General features: G+C 71.7%; 13 protein-coding genes. 12 read left to right on the top strand and 1 reads right to left on the bottom strand.

Annotated features, from left to right (window positions below; all coding sequences use genetic code 11):
* Positions 1 to 40 precede the first annotated feature (40 nt).
* The 10 genes from AC0VY3_RS26905 (at position 41) to AC0VY3_RS26860 (ending at position 14752) form a co-directional block, all read left to right on the top strand.
* Positions 41 to 988, top strand: coding sequence for a 2-hydroxyacid dehydrogenase (locus AC0VY3_RS26905; RefSeq protein WP_475550785.1), 948 nt, complete (start codon positions 41 to 43; stop codon positions 986 to 988).
* Positions 989 to 1395: 407 nt separating this feature from the next.
* The gene (locus AC0VY3_RS26900; protein WP_475551738.1) at positions 1396 to 4218 is read left to right on the top strand and encodes a putative bifunctional diguanylate cyclase/phosphodiesterase; all 2823 of its coding nucleotides are present in this window, start codon (positions 1396 to 1398) and stop codon (positions 4216 to 4218) included.
* A gap of 218 nt (positions 4219 to 4436) precedes the next feature.
* A complete protein-coding gene (locus tag AC0VY3_RS26895) occupies positions 4437 to 6293 on the top strand; it encodes an acetolactate synthase large subunit (protein WP_103508125.1) in 1857 nt (618 codons plus the stop codon).
* A gap of 23 nt (positions 6294 to 6316) precedes the next feature.
* Positions 6317 to 6844: an acetolactate synthase small subunit gene (gene ilvN, locus AC0VY3_RS26890; protein ID WP_006127785.1), complete on the top strand. Its 528-nt coding sequence runs from the start codon at positions 6317 to 6319 to the stop codon at positions 6842 to 6844.
* A 112-nt stretch (positions 6845 to 6956) separates the two neighbouring features.
* Positions 6957 to 7958: a ketol-acid reductoisomerase gene (ilvC, locus tag AC0VY3_RS26885; protein WP_030078942.1), complete on the top strand. Its 1002-nt coding sequence runs from the start codon at positions 6957 to 6959 to the stop codon at positions 7956 to 7958.
* Between the two features lie 293 nt (positions 7959 to 8251).
* The gene (serA, locus tag AC0VY3_RS26880; protein ID WP_103508124.1) at positions 8252 to 9844 is read left to right on the top strand and encodes a phosphoglycerate dehydrogenase; all 1593 of its coding nucleotides are present in this window, start codon (positions 8252 to 8254) and stop codon (positions 9842 to 9844) included.
* A gap of 185 nt (positions 9845 to 10029) precedes the next feature.
* Positions 10030 to 12570 carry a Tox-REase-5 domain-containing protein gene (locus AC0VY3_RS26875; RefSeq protein ID WP_475550784.1) on the top strand — a complete coding sequence of 847 codons (2541 nt, stop codon included), beginning with the start codon at positions 10030 to 10032 and terminating at the stop codon, positions 12568 to 12570.
* A 90-nt stretch (positions 12571 to 12660) separates the two neighbouring features.
* The gene (locus AC0VY3_RS26870) at positions 12661 to 13359 is read left to right on the top strand and encodes an Imm52 family immunity protein (protein ID WP_475550783.1); all 699 of its coding nucleotides are present in this window, start codon (positions 12661 to 12663) and stop codon (positions 13357 to 13359) included.
* Positions 13356 to 13886, top strand: coding sequence for a hypothetical protein (locus tag AC0VY3_RS26865; RefSeq protein WP_475550782.1), 531 nt, complete (start codon positions 13356 to 13358; stop codon positions 13884 to 13886). The genes AC0VY3_RS26870 and AC0VY3_RS26865 overlap by 4 nt, the downstream gene beginning before the upstream one ends.
* An 83-nt stretch (positions 13887 to 13969) precedes the next feature.
* The gene (locus AC0VY3_RS26860; protein WP_103507244.1) at positions 13970 to 14752 is read left to right on the top strand and encodes an isoprenyl transferase; all 783 of its coding nucleotides are present in this window, start codon (positions 13970 to 13972) and stop codon (positions 14750 to 14752) included.
* Between the two features lie 15 nt (positions 14753 to 14767).
* Here AC0VY3_RS26860 and AC0VY3_RS26855 read toward each other — a convergent pair whose 3' ends face one another.
* Positions 14768 to 15916, bottom strand: a complete 1149-nt coding sequence (locus AC0VY3_RS26855; protein ID WP_242741024.1) for a PucR family transcriptional regulator — start codon at positions 15914 to 15916, stop codon at positions 14768 to 14770.
* 191 nt (positions 15917 to 16107) lie between these two features.
* Here AC0VY3_RS26855 and AC0VY3_RS26850 point away from each other — a divergent pair, with 191 nt between their 5' ends.
* Positions 16108 to 17034 carry a proline dehydrogenase family protein gene (locus AC0VY3_RS26850; protein WP_475550781.1) on the top strand — a complete coding sequence of 309 codons (927 nt, stop codon included), beginning with the start codon at positions 16108 to 16110 and terminating at the stop codon, positions 17032 to 17034.
* 53 nt (positions 17035 to 17087) lie between these two features.
* A complete protein-coding gene (pruA, locus tag AC0VY3_RS26845) occupies positions 17088 to 18719 on the top strand; it encodes an L-glutamate gamma-semialdehyde dehydrogenase (protein WP_103507721.1) in 1632 nt (543 codons plus the stop codon).
* Positions 18720 to 18875 lie beyond the last annotated feature (156 nt).

Below are 18875 nucleotides of genomic sequence, written 5' to 3'. Positions count from 1 at the left end.
TCCTGGAGTGTTCGCACACCCGTCGCATAGCCTCCTGACCATGACTGCGACGACTGCCGATGTGTGGCTGCCCTTCCCGGCCGAGGAGATCGACGGGCTGCCCGATGGCCTCAACTACCTCTTCTGGGACGGCGAGTCGGACTACCCCGCGGACCCGGCCCACTGCGCCTACTACGTCGTGCCCTACATGAAGGGCCCCGAGATCGCGGTGCGCCCGCTCGCCGAGATGGGCGCCGTCCAGGTGGTGCAGACGCTCTCCGCCGGCATCGACCATGTGGAGCCGGGCCTCGGCCTGCTGCCCGCCGGCGTACGCCTCTGCAACGCCAAGGGGGTCCACGAGGCGTCCACCGCCGAGCTGACGATCGCGCTCGTCCTGGCCTCCCTGCGCGGCCTCCCCGGGTTCGTCCACGGACAGGACAAGGAGGAGTGGCGGTCCGGCTTCTACCCCGCGCTCGCCGACAAGTCCGTTCTCATCGTGGGCTACGGCTCCATCGGATCGGCCATCGAGGACCGGCTCGTCCCGTTCGAGTGCGCGCGGGTGGCGCGCGTCGCGCGCACCGCGCGGACCACCGCACGCGGCCCCGTACACACGCTCGACGATCTGCCCGCCCTGCTGCCCGAGGCGGACATCGTGATCCTCTCCACCCCGCTGAACCCGTCCACGCAGGGGCTGGTGGACGCCGACTTCCTCGCCGCGATGCCCGACGGCGCGCTCCTCGTCAACGTCGCACGCGGCGGAGTGGTCGACACCAAGGCCCTGTTGTCCGAACTGGAATCCGGACGGCTGCGGGCCGCACTCGACGTGACCGACCCGGAACCCCTGCCCGCGGGCCATCCTCTCTGGCATGCTCCGCATGTCTTGATCACGCCGCATGTGGGCGGCAGCACCTCGGCGTTCGAACCGCGCGCCAAGCGGCTGCTGGCCGCGCAGCTCACCCGGTTCGCCGCCGGAGAGCCGGTGCACAACGTGGTACGCACCACCGGCTGAGCCGCCGAGGCGGCCACGCTACGGGGTGGTTCGGATGCACGCGGTGCCGCTCACCTCGCCTTTCGTCACGGAGCGTAGAGAATCTATGGCCCTGAGTGACGGATCTGGTGTATCGTCCGATCCGGGGGGCTGCGCCGTGGAAGGACGGCGCGGGGGGAGCACCGGAACGCGAGGGGGCGACGGGCGATGTGCTGGCCATGGAGAGACGATCCGAAGTGGACGGGCGGACGGTCGCTGCCGTCCGCGACGACGGAGCACAGCACCCGCGGATGGCCGGATTTCTGCCCCGGACCGGCATCGCCGACGCCGCCCGGGCCGAGCCGGAGCGAGCGGCGCCGCAGGCGCCCCGCGAGGCGCCGGGCGCCGGGCCGCACCTGCCCGGCGGGCCCGGGGCGGGGAGACCTCCGGTGAGCGTGCTGGGGGCCCTGCTCGCCCCGCGGTCCGCCTCCGGCTCCACGGGGATGCGGTCCCGGATCCTGCTGGGCTTCGTCTGCGCGGCGTATTCGGTGGGCGCCGCCGTCGGCTGGGGCTCGCCGCAGGTCGCCGTCTTCATGGGGGACTTCGGTCTCGCGGCGGCGGCGCTGATCGCCGCGGTCTCCTGTTTCCTCTACGCACGGACGGGCGCGGGCCGACTGCGGCCCGCCTGGCTGCTGTTCTCGCTCTCCTCCCTCATGGCGGCCTGCGGAAACGCCGTCTGGGGCTGGTACGAGGTGATCCTCGGCGTCCCCGTGCCCACGCCCTCCCTCGCCGACGTCTTCTTCCTCTGCTTCGCACCGCCCGCCATCGTCGGGCTGCTGGTGCTCGCCAAGCGGCCCGTCACCCGCGCCGGCTGGGTGTGTCTGGCCCTCGACGCCTGGCTGATCGGCGGCTCGCTGCTGACGCTCGCCTGGAGCCTGGCCCTCGCGCACACCACGCACCTGGCGGGCTTCCAGGACACCAGCGTGGCGCCCGCGGCCCTCTCGCTGGCCTACCCGCTGCTCGACATCGTGCTGGTCTCGATGGTGCTCGCCCTGCACTTCCGCCGGGCCGGGGTGAACCGCTCCGCGGTCAACACCGCCATCGCCGCCCTGGCGCTCACCGTGCTCAGCGACGCGGTGTTCACCTCGCCGCTGCTGCGCTCCACCTACCACTCGGGTCAACTCCTCGACGCCGGCTGGTTCGCCGGGTCGCTGCTCCTCGCCTACGCCCCGTGGGGCGCCCGGCGCGCGGCCCGGCCGGCCGGCCGCCCCGGGCCCCCGCGCGCCATCGCCAGCCGGCCCATCGCCGGCTCGCTGGCCGCGCTGACCCCCTATCTCGCCGCCGCCGTCTGCACGTTGGGCATCCTGTACAACGTGGTCGAGGGCCGCCGGGTGGACCGGGTCGTCATCTTCACCGGCTGCACCGTCGTCCTGGCGCTGGTCGTCCGGCAGGGCATCATGCTCCTCGACAACATCTCCCTCACCCAGGAACTGGCCCAGAAGGAGAACCACTTCCGCTCCCTGGTGCAGGGGTCCAGCGACGTCATCATGATCGCAGCGCCCAACGGCACCCTGCGCTACGTCAGCCCCGCCGCCGCCGGGGTCTACGGGCGCGAGGCGGAGGATCTCGTCGGCTCCGAGCTGTCCTCGATCATCCACCCCGAGGATCTGGGCCGGTTCGTCCACGAGGTGCGCCGCTTCCTCGCCGCCCCGCCGCACGAGGAGCCCACCACCCGGATCGAGTGCCGCTTCCGCTCCGGCGCGGGCGACTGGCTCAATGTCGAGTCCACCGTCAACCGCCACCAGGGCGGCCTCCTCCTCAACAGCCGGGACGTCACCGAACGGGTCCGACTCCAGGCCCAGTTGCAGCACAACGCCGAGCACGACCCGCTCACCGACCTGCCCAACCGGGCCCTGTTCACCGCCCGGGTCCGCCAGGCGCTCGGCGGCCGCCGCTCGGGCGACCCCGGCACCGCTGTCCTCTTCATCGACCTCGACGGCTTCAAGCAGGTCAACGACACCATCGGCCACCAGGCGGGCGACGAACTGCTCGTCCAGGCGGGCCGCCGCCTCCAGGACTCCGTCCGGGCCGGCGACACCGCGGCGAGACTCGGCGGAGACGAGTTCGCCGCGCTCATCGTGGGCGACGGCACCCGCGACCAGGGCGCCCGCGAATACCAGGTCCACGAGATCGCCGACCGGCTGCGGCTCACCCTGTCCCAGCCCTACCGGATCGGCCCCAGCGAGGTCCGGGTGGCCGCCTCCATCGGGGTGGCCTTCGCCGAGCCCGCCATCAGCCCCACCGACCTCATGCGCAACGCCGACCTCGCGATGTACCGCGCCAAGGCCGGCGGCAAGGACCGGGTCGAGCTCTACGCCCCGCAGATGCAGGCCGACGTCGTACGCCGCTCCGAGCTGGCCACCCGGCTGCGCACCGCCCTGCGCGACGGCGAGTTCGCCCTGCTCCACCAGCCCGTCGTCCACCTCGCCAGCGGCTCCGTCGCCGCCGTCGCCGCCCAGGCCCGCTGGCGCTCCGCCCAGGGCATCCTGTTCACCCCAGCGGAGTTCCTGCGGGTCACCGGCGACGACGACCGCACCGCCGAGCTCGGCCGCTGGCTCCTGGAGGAGGCCGTGAAACAGGCCGCCGACCGGGCCAGGGCCGGACACCCCGTCGCCGTCTCCGTCCGGCTCTCCGCCGCCCGGCTGCTGGACGCCGGCCCGCCCCTCGGCTCCATCGAGGCGCTGCTGACCCGCCACGGGCTGCCCTCGGGCGCCCTGATGATCGAGGTGGCCGACAGCGACCCCCGGGTCTCCTTCGACGCCCTGGAGCAGCGCCTCGTGGCCCTGCGCCGGCTCGGCGTACGGATCGCGCTCGACGGCTTCGGCAGCGGCTTCGCGGCGATCAACGCCCTGCGCCGGCTCCCCATCGACGTACTGAAGCTCGACCGGAATCTGGTCGAGGGCGTCGTCGAATCGGCCCGCCTGCACAAGATCACCAGCGGCCTCCTGCGGATCGCCTGTGATCTCGGCCTCCAGTCCGTCGCCGACGGCGTCGACGTGCCCGAGCAGGTCCTCGCCCTGCGCGCCATGGGGTGTACCCACGGCCAGGGGATGGCCTTCTCCGGACCGCTCGACGAGTACCGGCTGCGACGTGCCCTGGTCCGCGGGGAGTTCCCCGTACCGGGCATTCCGAGCCCCCGGCCGGTGATGGCGGGCGGCTCGATCCCGCTGCTCACCGGATCACATGCTGAGACGCCCGTCCCACCCACTTGACACGTCATGCGTGCCGGAGAGAGGGTCAATGCCATGCGCACCCGAATTCTCGTACTTGGAAAGCGCGTCGGCTGAAGCAGAGTCACTCCACGACACTCTGCGGACCGCACCCGGCGCGCTCCCCTCGCTTGCCTCACGGCACGAGGGGTTTTTTGTTGCACTGACACCTCTCAAAACGCTGCAAAACACCCGCGAAAACCCTCAGCTTCGAGAAGAGAATGCCGATGACCGAGCAGGCCACCGGGGCCCACCACCCGCAGCCGCGCGCCCGTACCGGCGGACAGCCGTCCGTCACCGTTGAGCACGTCACGGGCGCGCAGTCCCTCATCCGTTCTCTCGAGGAAGTCGGCGCCGACACGGTATTCGGCATTCCCGGCGGTGCGATCCTCCCCGCCTACGACCCGATGATGGACTCCACCCGGGTCCGCCACGTCCTGGTCCGCCACGAGCAGGGCGCCGGTCACGCCGCCACCGGGTACGCGCAGGCCACCGGCAAGGTCGGCGTCTGCATGGCCACCTCGGGCCCCGGCGCCACCAACCTGGTCACCCCGATCGCCGACGCCCACATGGACTCCGTGCCGCTCGTCGCGATCACCGGTCAGGTCGCGTCCAAGGCGATCGGCACCGACGCCTTCCAGGAAGCCGACATCTGCGGCATCACGATGCCGATCACCAAGCACAACTTCCTGGTCACCAAGGCCGAGGACATCCCGCACACCATCGCCGAGGCCTTCCACATCGCGTCCACCGGCCGCCCCGGACCGGTCCTCGTCGACATCGCCAAGGACGCCCTCCAGGCGAAGACCACCTTCAGCTGGCCGCCCACCCAGGACCTGCCCGGCTACCGCCCGGTGACCAAGCCGCACGCCAAGCAGATCCGCGAGGCCGCCAAGCTGATCACCCAGTCCAAGCGGCCCGTGCTGTACGTCGGCGGCGGAGTCCTGAAGGCCGGCGCCACCGCCGAGCTGAAGGTCCTCGCGGAGCTGACCGGAGCGCCCGTCACCACCACCCTGATGGCGCTCGGCGCCTTCCCCGACAGCCACCCGCTGCACGTGGGAATGCCGGGCATGCACGGTGCGGTCACCGCCGTCACCGCGCTGCAGAAGGCCGACCTGATCGTCGCCCTCGGAGCCCGCTTCGACGACCGCGTCACCGGCAAGCTGGACAGCTTCGCCCCGTACGCCAAGATCGTCCACGCCGACATCGACCCCGCCGAGATCGGCAAGAACCGCACCGCCGACGTGCCGATCGTCGGAGACGCCCGCGAGGTCCTGGCCGATCTGGTCCAGGCCGTCCAGGCCGAGCACACCGAGGGCAACACCGGCGACTACACCGCATGGTGGAAGGACCTCAACCGCTGGCGCGACACCTACCCGCTGGGCTACGACCTGCCCGAGGACGGCAGCCTCTCGCCGCAGCAGGTCATCCAGCGCATCGGCAAGCTCGCCCCCGAGGGCACGATCTTCGCCGCGGGCGTCGGCCAGCACCAGATGTGGGCCTCCCACTTCATCGACTACGAGCAGCCCGCCACCTGGCTCAACAGCGGCGGCGCCGGAACGATGGGGTACGCGGTCCCGGCCGCGATGGGCGCCAAGGCCGGCATGCCCGACCGCACGGTCTGGGCGATCGACGGCGACGGCTGCTTCCAGATGACCAACCAGGAACTGACCACCTGCGCGCTCAACAACATCCCGATCAAGGTCGCCGTCATCAACAACGGCGCCCTCGGGATGGTCCGCCAGTGGCAGACCCTCTTCTACAACCAGCGCTACTCCAACACCGTGCTGCACTCCGGCGCGGACACGGACGGCAACGCCGCCAAGGGCACCCGAGTCCCGGACTTCGTCAAGCTGTCCGAGGCCATGGGCTGCTACGCCATCCGCTGCGAGGACCCGGCCGACCTGGACAAGGTCATCGAAGAGGCCAACTCCATCAACGACCGCCCCGTCGTCATCGACTTCATCGTCCACGAGGACGCCATGGTCTGGCCGATGGTCGCCGCCGGCACCTCCAACGACGAGGTCCAGGCCGCCCGCGGCGTCCGCCCCGACTTCGGCGACAACGAAGACGACTGAGAGACAGAGAGAGAACGACTCCCATGTCCGAAAAGCACACGCTCTCCGTCCTGGTCGAGAACAAGCCCGGTGTCCTCGCCCGGATCACGGCCCTGTTCTCCCGACGCGGCTTCAACATCGACTCGCTCGCGGTCGGTACCACCGAGCACCCCGACATCTCCCGCATCACCATCGTCGTGAATGTCGAGGGCCTGCCCCTGGAGCAGGTGACCAAGCAGCTCAACAAGCTGGTCAACGTCCTGAAGATCGTCGAACTCGAGCCGTCCGCTGCGATCCAGCGGGAGCTCGTCCTGGTGAAGGTCCGCGCCGACAGCGAGACCCGCTCCCAGATCGTCGAGATCGTCCAGCTGTTCCGCGCCAAGACCGTCGACGTCTCCCCGGAGGCCGTCACGATCGAGGCGACCGGAGGGGCCGACAAGCTGGAGGCGATGCTCAAGATGCTGGAGCAGTACGGCATCAAGGAGCTCGTCCAGTCCGGCACCATCGCCATAGGGCGCGGCGCGCGCTCGATCACCGACCGGTCCCTGCGCGCCCTCGACCGTTCCGCCTGACCCGCGACGGCAGCGGCGCCGCGCGCCGCTCGCATGGCGAGACCCGACAACGCATACGACGCACCCCGCCGTACGGTGGGACGCAACACCTGCACACCAAGGAGAAGACCCAGTGGCCGAGCTGTTCTACGACGACGATGCCGACCTGTCCATCATCCAGGGCCGCAAGGTCGCGGTTCTCGGTTACGGCAGCCAGGGCCACGCCCACGCGCTGTCGCTCCGCGACTCCGGCGTCGACGTCCGCGTCGGTCTGCACGAGGGCTCGAAGTCCAAGGCCAAGGCCGAGGAGCAGGGCCTGCGCGTGGTGACCCCGTCCGAGGCCGCCGCCGAGGCCGACGTCATCATGATCCTCGTCCCGGACCCGATCCAGGCCCAGGTCTACGAGGAGTCCGTCAAGGACAACCTCAAGGACGGCGACGCGCTGTTCTTCGGCCACGGCCTGAACATCCGCTTCGGCTTCATCAAGCCGCCGGCCAACGTCGACGTCTGCATGGTCGCCCCGAAGGGCCCCGGCCACCTGGTCCGCCGCCAGTACGAGGAGGGCCGCGGCGTTCCCTGCATCGTGGCCGTCGAGCAGGACGCCTCGGGCAAGGGCCTGGAGCTCGCCCTCTCGTACGCCAAGGGCATCGGCGGCACCCGCGCCGGCGTCATCAAGACCACCTTCACCGAGGAGACCGAGACCGACCTGTTCGGTGAGCAGGCCGTCCTCTGCGGTGGCACCGCCGCCCTGGTCAAGGCCGGTTTCGAGACGCTGACCGAGGCCGGCTACCAGCCCGAGATCGCGTACTTCGAGTGCCTGCACGAGCTGAAGCTCATCGTCGACCTCATGTACGAGGGCGGCCTGGAGAAGATGCGCTGGTCCATCTCGGAGACCGCCGAGTGGGGCGACTACGTCACCGGCCCGCGGATCATCACCGACGCCACCAAGGCCGAGATGAAGAAGGTCCTCGCGGAGATCCAGGACGGCACCTTCGCCAAGAACTGGATGGCGGAGTACCACAACGGTCTGCCCAAGTACAACGAGTACAAGAAGGCCGACAGCGACCACCTGCTGGAGACCACGGGCCGTGAGCTGCGCAAGCTCATGAGCTGGGTGAACGACGAAGAGGCCTAGGCCTCGGGGGAGCGGGGCGGGTCCTGACCACAGAATCCGCCCCGCTCCGCAGCACCGGAGGAGTCGCTCCGTACGGGGGTCCGGAGGGGCTGTTCCGCACGGGTGTACACGACGTCCACCCTCGTGCGGGTGATCCTTCCATCGGGGCGCAGTACGAAGCCCGTCGCATGACTACACTTCTCAACACATACACGCGTCAGGGCCCACAGTGTCGTGCGTCTACCACGCGGCTAGCCCCTCCACCGCCTGCGGCCGTCGGGACGGCCGTCCGCACTGGACTTGTGAGGACTCACGTGAGCTCGAAGCCTGTCGTACTCATCGCTGAAGAGCTGTCGCCCGCCACGGTCGACGCTCTGGGTCCGGATTTCGAGATCCGGCACTGCAACGGCGCGGACCGCGCCGAGCTGATCCCCGCCATCGCCGATGTCGACGCGATCCTGGTGCGCTCCGCCACCAAGGTCGACGCCGAGGCGATCGCGGCCGCCAGGAAACTCCGGGTCGTGGCCCGCGCGGGCGTCGGTCTGGACAACGTCGACGTCTCCTCGGCCACCAAGGCCGGCGTGATGGTCGTCAACGCCCCGACCTCCAACATCGTCACCGCCGCCGAGCTGGCCTGCGGTCTGCTGGTGGCCACCGCGCGCAACATCCCGCAGGCCAACACCGCGCTCAAGAACGGTGAGTGGAAGCGCTCCAAGTACACCGGCGTCGAGCTCAGCGAGAAGGTCCTCGGCGTCGTCGGGCTCGGCCGCATCGGCGTCCTGGTCGCCCAGCGCATGTCGGCCTTCGGTATGAAGATCGTCGCCTACGACCCCTACGTCCAGCCGGCCCGCGCCGCGCAGATGGGCGTCAAGCTCCTCAGCCTGGACGAGCTCCTGGAGGTCGCCGACTTCATCACGGTGCACCTGCCCAAGACCCCCGAGACCCTCGGTCTCATCGGCGACGAGGCACTGCACAAGGTGAAGCCCTCGGTGCGCATCGTCAACGCCGCGCGCGGCGGGATCGTCGACGAGGAGGCGCTGTACTCCGCGCTGAAGGAGGGCCGCGTCGCCGGCGCCGGCCTCGATGTGTACGCGAAGGAGCCCTGCACGGACTCCCCGCTGTTCCAGTTCGACCAGGTCGTCTGCACCCCGCACCTCGGCGCCTCCACCGACGAGGCGCAGGAGAAGGCGGGCATCGCGGTCGCCAAGTCGGTGCGCCTCGCGCTCGCCGGTGAGCTGGTCCCGGACGCGGTCAACGTCCAGGGCGGCGTCATCGCCGAGGACGTACGCCCCGGTCTGCCGCTCGCCGAGAAGCTCGGCCGGATCTTCACCGCGCTCGCGGGCGAGGTCGCGGCCCGGCTCGACGTCGAGGTGTACGGCGAGATCACCCAGCACGACGTCAAGGTGCTGGAGCTCTCGGCCCTCAAGGGCGTCTTCGAGGACGTCGTCGACGAGACCGTCTCCTACGTCAACGCCCCGCTGTTCGCGCAGGAGCGCGGTGTCGAGGTCCGCCTCACCACCAGCTCCGAGTCGCCCGACCACCGCAATGTGGTCACCGTGCGCGGCACGCTCTCCGACGGCCAGGAGGTCGCGGTCTCCGGCACGCTGGCCGGCCCGAAGAACCTCCAGAAGATCGTCGCGATCGGTGAGCACGACGTCGATCTGGCGCTCGCCGACCACATGGTCGTCCTGCGCTACCAGGACCGTCCCGGTGTGGTGGGCGCGGTCGGCAAGATCCTCGGCGAGGCCGGGCTGAACATCGCGGGCATGCAGGTGTCCCGGGCCGCGGAGGGCGGCGAGGCGCTGGTCGTCCTCACCGTCGACGAGACGGTCCCGCAGCCGGTGCTGACCGAGATCGCCGAGGAGATCGGCGCGTCCTCGGCCCGCTCGGTGAACCTCACCGACTGACACACCGCACGACCCCGGCTGCCGGGCGCTCCTTCACCGGGGGCGCCCGGCAGCCGTATTTTCTGCGGGCCAACCCGCCCGGGTGGGCCCGGGGTTGGGTCCTGGGGCCCACGACGTGAGGGGGCGCCCGACCCTAGGGTGACCGGTTGTCATGTCACTCATGGGCACCGGGGGTCGGATCACGTATGTCTGCTGTCGGTGGCATACCCGTAGCGGGAGGGCCGGCCCCTGCCGTCGCCCCGCGGCGTGACCTCCCGGGCCCGCTCACCGCGGTCCGGGTGGCTCTCCTCGTCCTGTTCGGCGCCACGGTGCTGGGCGCGTTCGGCCTGTCCGGCTCGGCGCTCGCGGTGGACGCGATGGGCGCCGAGGTGCTCGGCATCCTGCTGTACGCCTCCGCGCCCGGGGTGCTCGCGGCACTGCTGGCCCGGCATGTCAGGACCGGTGGCGCACGGGTGCGGTGGGGCATCGTCGCCGTCCAGGTGTGGCTGATACTCGGCGGTCTCGCCAACCTCGGCGACGGCTCGCCGGACGGGCTGACCCAGCTGGTCCTGCCGGTCCTGATCCTCGTCCTGGTCAACCGCCGGGTGAGCCGGGAGTGGTTCCGGCTGCCGCCCGGCGAGCGCGGGCAGCCGCCGAGGTTCTCGCTCCCGCACATGATCACCTGGAAGCGGGACCGGGGCCAGACCGCGCTGGAGTACCTGGGCCTGGTCCTGATCGTCGTCGCGCTGATCGCGGCCCTGACGGTGGGCGGCCTCGGCGGCCGGATCACCGAGGGCCTCCAGTCCGCGATCTGCTCGCTGACCGGCAGCTCCTGCCCGGTCTCGCCGGGCAGCGGCTCCGTCGAGGCGGGCGAACAGCCGGGCGACGGCACGGACGGCGGGGGAGCGGACGGCGGTACCTCGGGGAGCGCGGACGGCGGTACGGACGGGGGCGCCGACGACGGCTCGACGACCACCGGCGGCACGACCGGCGGCACCACCGGCGGCTCGACGACGACGGGCGGCACCACCGGCGGCACCACCGGCGGCACCACCGGCGGCACGACCGGCGGCGACGCCACGGGCGGCACGGGAGGGTCCGGCGGCTCCGGCGGCTCCGGCGGAACGGAAGGAACCGGCGGTACGGCCGGCTCCACCGGAGGCGAGAGCTCCGGCAGCTCCGGCTCCACCACGACGAGCGGCGGCACCGGCGGAACCGACGACACCGGGCGCCCCGGCACCGGCGAGGACACCTTCCCCGAGGACAACGAGGAGCCCGAGGCCGCCTACGACGTACAGGCGTCCGACGACGGCGACGGCGAGGGCGGCGAGCAGGCCGAGGAGAAGGAGGACTGCGGCGGCTGGGGCTTCTTCGGCTGCGCCTGGGACCGTACGACGCAGGTCTTCAAGGGCCTCGTGGTCGACGGGATCTGGGGCGACATCTCCGGGATCATCGACCTGTTCAAGCCGGAGACCTGGTCGGGTCTGGTCGACTACGGCAAGCAGCTCGGCGACCAGTGGGTCACGGACTCCTCGGGCGCGGGCGACAAGTGGGCCGACGGCGACTATCTGGGCGCTCTTCTGGACTGGGGCGGGGCCTCCGTCAACACCGTGATCTCCGTGGGCGACGACATCTTCGTCGGGGACGAGGTCCGCGAGCGCTGGAACAACGGCGAGAAGACCCGGGCCGTCACCGATGTGATCTGGAACGTCGGATCGATCTTCATCCCCGGCTACAACGTCGGGAAGGTCGTCGGCAAGGTCGGCAAGCTCGGGGTGCTGGGCAAGGTCGCCGGAGCCGTCGCCCGCGCCGCCGACGACGCGGGCGCGGCGGCCCGCCGGGCCCGTAAGGCCGCGGAGGCCGGCGACCTCGACGGCGTACGGAAAGCGGCGAAGGAGGCCGACGAGGCGGCGGACACCGCCGAGGACGCGGCGCGTCGGACCGGCTGCGCCATCGCGGGCGGGCCGCCGCTCGTGCGGTACGGCTCCGGCGGCACCGGCGGTGTGCCGGGCGCGGGCACCGGTGTGCTGGCGGCCGGTTCCGCGGCCCGGGTCGTCCTCGCCGAGGGCGGCTGCGACGAGGCGGCCAAGGCGGCCGCCGCCGAGGCGCGGGCGGCGGAGCGGGCCGCCCACCTGGAGCAGAAGCGGCTGGAGGAGCCGGACCGGGCGCGCAAGGCGGAGCTGGACAAGAAGCGGTACGCCGAGCCGCAGCGCAACGACACCTCCGACCCGCGCAACTACAACCCGCCGTCCTGGGCCGACGACCTCAAGGACCGTACGCTCGGGGACGCCGACGCGGGCGACGGCTACTGGGCGAGCCGGGACCGCAACCCCGCGCCGAACTGGAAGAACGAGTCCTGGCTCCGCTACCAGGAGCAGGTCACCGGTACCAACCGGGGCCAGGAGTACGTCGTTCCGCATCCGCGCGAGGGCAAGCCCGCGGTGGAGTACGACGGATGGGACTCCTCCCGGCAGACGTTCCTGGAGGCCAAGAACGGCTACGGCAGCTATCTGTCCAAGACCGACAGCGGCACCCTCACCCCGTCCGGCAAGGACAAGTTCGTCACCGAGGCCCGCGCCCAGGTGGAGGCGTCCGGCGGCCGGACCGTGGAGTGGCACTTCTCCGACCCGGACGTGGCCAAGGCGGCGCGCAAGGCGTTCCGTGACGAGGGGCTGCCGGTCAAGGTGGTCCACAGCCCGACGAAGCCGAACGACAGCACGAGGAAACCGGGAGCCTTCGACGAGTAGCCGAGTAGCCTGCAACGCGTGGTGGTCCCGGCCGTCGTCCGGCCGGGGGACCGCATGCGCAGCGGGCCGGGCGACGGAGGAGAGACGAGCATGCGACGCGTAGTGCGGGGCTTCTGGGGCCCCAGGCCGGAGCCGGTCGAGGCGCTGGCCGACCGGTGGCGGCGGACCCTCGACGGGCTCGCCGAACTGGTCCCGCAGGCGGCCGACGTCTGGAGCCAGGTCCACGGGAACGGGCCCGCCACCGCATTCACCGCCGACGGCGACACCCTGCTCGCGGCACTCCGCACCGCCCAGAGCGCGGCCGACTGGTCGGATCTGACCGGCACCGGGCTGCGGCTCGTCGGCACCGGGGCGCGCGGCTGGCAGGCGGAGGTCAGCGGTCTGGCCGGGGGAGCACCGGAGTTCCTGCTCCAGTCGCTCGCGATCACCCTGCACGCCCCGGACGAGGCCGTGGTGCCCGAGGAGGCGCTGCTGTCCCTCGTCGCCCGGGTGTGGGAACCGGACTTCGGCGATGTGAGCGACGACGACGTGCTGGACGCGCTGGAGGACGACGCCGGGTACTCCGTCGGCGACCCGGTCGTCGGCCGGACCGGCTATCTCTCCCCGGCCCGCGCCGCCCTGGTCCCGGGCGATCTGGAGACGGTCCGCGAACCCCTGCCCGGCGGCGGGGAGTTGCTGAGCATCGCGGCTCCGGGTGACAGTGCGACGGTGGTACGGGTGTACGAGCGGCTGCGCGAGGCGGGGGCGCTGGCCCCGCTGCCCCGCCCGATGGACCGGCCCGTCCTGTGACCGCCCGGGCGGGCGAGGCCTTCGACGCGGAGCGGGCGGCCGCCGAGGTCGGGGCGCTCCTCGCCGCTCCCGTACCGGCCGGAGGACCCACCACCGCCGAGGGCGACCCGGCCACCGGCGAGTGGACGGTCACCGTCGGGGCGGGCTTCCGGATCGTGCCGCTCTGGGAGGGCGACCCGCTCACCGGTGTGTACGCCCCCGAGTGGAACGACGCCGAGGAGGCTGCCGAGGCCCATCTGTCGGCGCTGGCCGAGGAGTTGGACCGTCACTGGGGCGCGCACCGCACGGTGCGGCTGCATGTGCCGCTGATGCGGTGGCAGACCGGTTCGCCCGTGGAGCCGCTGTTCGCCGCGCTGTTCGCCGAGGACCTGTACGGGGACCTGGAGGTCTGGGGCCCGGTGGACCCCGGCGGGCGGTGGATCGCCCTGGCGCTGGGCCACAGCGACGGCGACGCGCCGCTGGTGCTGGCCGCCCTGGTCAGCGACCGCCCGGTCACCGAACCGCCGGACGGCGACGGCCCGTTGTGAGCCCCGCCGCCGGCCCGGCAGGAGACGGCCGGAGCCGCTGATAAGGTCCTTCGACATCAGCCGTCCCGTGATGGAGAGGGTTCATGAAGCTGCTCCCCCTGTTCCTCCGCCGGCCGATCGAAGCGGTGTACGAGCGCCGGCTCGCCGCCACCCTGGTGGGCCTGCCGCGCCCCCAGCACGTCGGGATCATGGTCGACGGCAACCGGCGCTGGGCCCGCAAGGCCGGGCACGCGGACGTCCGGGAGGGCTACCGGGCGGGCGGCGCCAAGGTGACCACGTTCCTGGGCTGGTGCACGGCCGCCGGAATCGAGCACGTGACCCTCTTCATGCTCTCCGACGACAACCTGGGCCGCCCCGCCGAGGAGCTCGGCCCGCTGATCGAGGTCATCGAGGAGACCGTCCGGGACATCACCGCAGAGGGCCGGGACTGGGAGGTCCGGGCGATCGGCTCGCTGGACATGCTGCCCGGCACCAGCGCCCGGGTGCTCAAGGAGGCCACCGCCGCCACGACCGGCCGCGGCGGCCTCAAGGTGGACGTGGCGGTCGGCTACGGCGGCCGGCGCGAGATCGTCGACGCCGTGAAGAGCGCCTTCGAGGAGCACATCGCGGCCGGCGGCGACCCGGCCGAGCTGGTCGCCCGGTTCGGGATCGACGACATCTCCCGGCACCTCTACTCACCCGTGGCCGACCACACCGACTTCATCATCCGCACCTCCGGCGAGCAGCGGCTGTCCGGCTTCCTGCTCTGGCAGTCCGCGTACGCCGAGATGCACTGGGTCGACTGCTACTGGCCGGCCTTCCGGCACGTGGACTTCCTGCGCGCGCTGCGCTCGTACGCCAACCGGGAACGCCGCTTCGGCAAGTGAGCGCTGCCGGACCGCCTACAGCCGGGCCCGCTTCACCGCCATGTGCAGCAGCAGCCGGTCCTCGCCGTCGTTGAGATCCAGGCCGGTGATCTGCTGGATCCGGGAGAGCCGGTAGTAGAGCGTCTGGCGGTGGATGCCCAGCGCGGCGGCCGTCCGGCTCGCCTGGCCCGCGCAGTCCAGGAACACCTCGGCGGTGTGCGCCAGCTCCCGGTGCAGCGGGGTCAGCAGCGAGGCGACCGCCGGGTCCCCGGGGTCGTTGCCGGTGCCCGGGAGGGCGGTCAGCAGACGGTACGGGCCGATCGCCGACCAGCGGGCGACCGGGCCGAACCTGGTCTCGGCGCGGGCCGCGCGCGCCGCGGCCGTGGCCTCGCGCCAGGAGACCGTCAGCTCGTCCAGACCCCGGCGCGGCGCGGCGATCCCTCCGGTGGCGGCCGGTCCGGCGCCGGTGCGCAGCCGGTCCGCGGCGCTCAGGGCCGGGTCCAGCCGGTCCGGCGAGCGCAGCCGGACGAGCGCGGCCAGGGACCGGGGCCCGGCGGCCCCCGGCGCGGTGACCGTCGCCAGCGCGGCCGCCGAGGCTACTCCTCGTACCGAAGGCGTGTCGTCCGCCCACGGGGTCACGCACACCACCGTGTGCAGCCCCTCCGCGTCCCGGCCCAGCGCCTCGCCCAGCGCGGCGACGGCGGTGTCGTGCTGCCGGCCGGGCCCCGCCGTGAGCACCGCGCCGAACTCCCGCGAGAGGTCCGAGCCCGCCCGCGCCTCGTCGGAGAGCAGCGCCCCGATCCGGGCGGCGACCTCCATCGCGGCGGCCAGCTGCTCATCGGTCGGGCCCGGGTCCGCGTCGAGCAGCCAGACGTAACCGAGGACGACACCCCGATGGCGTACGGGAAGGCAGATGCGGTCCCGGAACACCCCGGCCTCCGGGGCGGCGGGAATCCGGACGGGGCCGGTCGCCCGGGTGATGCCGAACCCCTCGAACCAGGCGCGCACGGCGGGCGTGGAGCGCCGGGTCAGGATCGAGCGGGTGCGGACCGGGTCCATCGCGGTGTCGTCGTCGCTGTCGTGGGCTCCGAAGGCGACCAGGCCGAAGTCCCGGTTCTCCAGGGTGGCCGGAGCGTCGAGGAGGGCCGAGATCTCGTCGACCAGTTCCTGGTAATCGCCTGTCACTCCGCCATTCTGCACCCGTTCGCGGTCTTCTTCAGACAGATGTCTGAGATGGCGGCCACGGATGCGTGACAGGTGTCGATGGCACAGGATCGGAGCGGTCCCTAGATTTCACGGTGGTTATCCGTGCCGTACCGGTCCGTTCACGTTCGTACCGTTACGGCCATTCGTCCGTACATTCGTGGAGGTGCCCCGTGCTGGGTCCCGTGATTCTCGCCGCATCGCGCAGCGACAGGATGCGCCGGTTCGTCTCGGCCGCGCCCGGCACCAAGCAGGTCGTCGACCGCTTCATCGCCGGTGAGACCGTCGACCAGGTCGTGCCGATCGTCGAGGACGCCGCGGACAAGGGCCTGGAGGTCACGCTCGACGTCGTCGGCGAGGACATCACCACCCCCGCGCAGGCCGAGGCCGCCCGCGACGCCTACCTGGAGCTCATCGAGCGCCTGAAGGCCCTGGGCCTGGGCACCCGCGCCGAGATGTCCGTGAAGCTGTCCATGTTCGGACAAGCGCTGGAGGGCGGCCACGAGCTGGCCCTCGCCAACGTCCGCCCGGTCGTCGAGGCGGCCGCCGCCATCGGCACCACGGTCACCCTGGACGCCGAGGACCACACCACCCTCGACTCGATGTTCGCCATCCACGAGGAGCTGCGGAAGGACTTCCCGCAGACCGGCTGCGTCATCCAGTCCTACCTTTTCCGCACCGAGGGCGACGCCCGCCGCCTGGCCGCCGCCGGCAGCCGCGTGCGCATCGTGAAGGGCGCCTACAAGGAGCCCGCCTCCGTCGCGTACCAGGACAAGGCCGAGATCGACAAGGCCTACGTCCGGATCACCAGGATCCTGATGGAGGGCGAGGGCTACCCGATGATCGGGTCGCACGATCCCCGTCTCATCGCCATCGCCCAGGAGCTGGGCCGCCAGGCCGGGCGCAAACTGGACGAGTACGAGTTCCAGATGCTGTACGGCATCCGCAGCGACGAGCACATCCGGCTCGCGGCCGAGGGCCACCGGATGCGCGTCTACACGGCGTACGGCACCGACTGGTACGGATACTTCATGCGCCGCCTCGCGGAGAAGCCGGCCAACCTGCTGTTCTTCGGCCGCTCGATCCTCACCAAGGGCTGAGCAGCCCCCGGGCTGACCCACACCCCCGCCGACACCAAGGAGACAAGGCAATCATGGACGCCGTCACCCAGGTCCCCGCGCCGGTCAACGAGCCGGTCCACTCCTACGCCCCGGGCTCCCCGGAGCGCGCCCGCCTGGAGGTGAAGCTCAAGGAGCTCGCCGACAACCCGATCGACCTGCCGATGACCATCGGCGGCGAGAAGCGGATGGGTGGCGGCGAGCGGGTCAACGTCGTACAGCCGCACAACCACAAGGCTGTCATCGGCACCTTCGCCGGCGCCACCGAGCAGGACGCCCAGGACGCCATCGACGCGGCCCTCGCCGCCGCTCCGGCCTGGCGCGCGATGTCCTTCGACGACCGCGCCGCGATCATCCTGCGCGCCGCCGAGCTGCTGTCGGGCCCCTGGCGCGAGACGCTGGCCGCCTCCACCATGCTCGGCCAGTCCAAGACCGCCCAGCAGGCCGAGATCGACACCCCCTGCGAGCTCATCGACTTCTGGCGCTTCAACGTGCACTATGCGCGCCAGATCCTCGCCGAGCAGCCCCCGGCCAACTCCCCGGGCGTGTGGAACCGCATGGACCACCGCCCGCTGGAGGGCTTCGTCTACGCGATCACGCCGTTCAACTTCACGGCCATCGCGGGCAACCTCCCCACCGCCCCGGCCCTCATGGGCAACGTCGTGGTGTGGAAGCCGTCCCCGACCCAGACCCACGCCGCCGTGCTGCTGATGCAGCTCCTGGAGGAGGCCGGTCTGCCCAAGGGCGTCATCAACTTGGTCACCGGCGACGGCATCGCCGTCTCCGAGGTGGCGCTGAACCACCGCGACCTGGCCGGCATCCACTTCACCGGCTCGACCCCCACCTTCCAGCACCTGTGGAAGACGGTCGGCAACAACATCGCCAACTACCGCACCTACCCGCGGCTCGTCGGCGAGACCGGCGGCAAGGACTTCGTCGTCGCGCACCCCAGCGCCGACCGCGCGATCCTGAAGACCGCGCTGACCCGCGGCTCCTTCGAGTTCCAGGGCCAGAAGTGCTCGGCGTCCTCGCGGGCGTACGTCCCGGCCTCCATCTGGAACTCCGGTTTCCAGGAGGAGTTCGCGGCCGAGGTCGACTCCATCACGATGGGCGACGTCACCGACCTGTCGAACTTCATCGGGGCCGTCATCGACGAGCGCTCGTTCGCCAAGAACAAGGCCGCGATCGACCGCGCCAAGTCCGACCCGACCTGCACGGTCATCGCGGGCGGCACCTACGACGACTCGGTGGGCTACTTCGTCCGCCCGACCGTCATCGTCTGCTCCGACCCCGAGAACGAGGTCTTCACGACCGAGTACTTCGGTCCGATCCTCGCGATCCACGTGTACGAGGACGAGAAGTACGACGCCATGCTGGAGCAGATGGAGTCCGTCTCCGACTACGCGCTGACCGGCTCGGTCATCGCGGGCGACCGTGCGGCCGCCGCGTACACGATGGACAAGCTCCGCTACGCCGCGGGCAACTTCTACATCAACGACAAGTCGACCGGCGCCGTCGTCGGCCAGCAGCCCTTCGGCGGCGGCCGTGCCTCCGGCACCAACGACAAGGCGGGCGCCCCGCAGAACCTCCAGCGCTGGACCCTGACCCGGGCCATCAAGGAGACGCTGGTCCCGCCGACCGACTACACCTACCCCCACCAGGGCTGACGCCCTCCCGGGGCGTCGCAGCACGACGCCCCGGACCCGGGGCCTCCGCTGCGGAGCCCCCTCAGAGCACCGCCCCCCGACCGGCCCCCCTGCCGGCCGGGGGGCGGTTTTCATGTGCGCCCAGGTGCGGGGCCGTCGGCGCGGTCCCGGGTCACG

Source organism: Streptomyces sp. iso_384 (genome assembly GCF_056172905.1).
The sequence above is the reverse complement of the archived record's forward strand: the minus strand, read 5'-3'. Positions and strand labels throughout refer to the sequence as shown.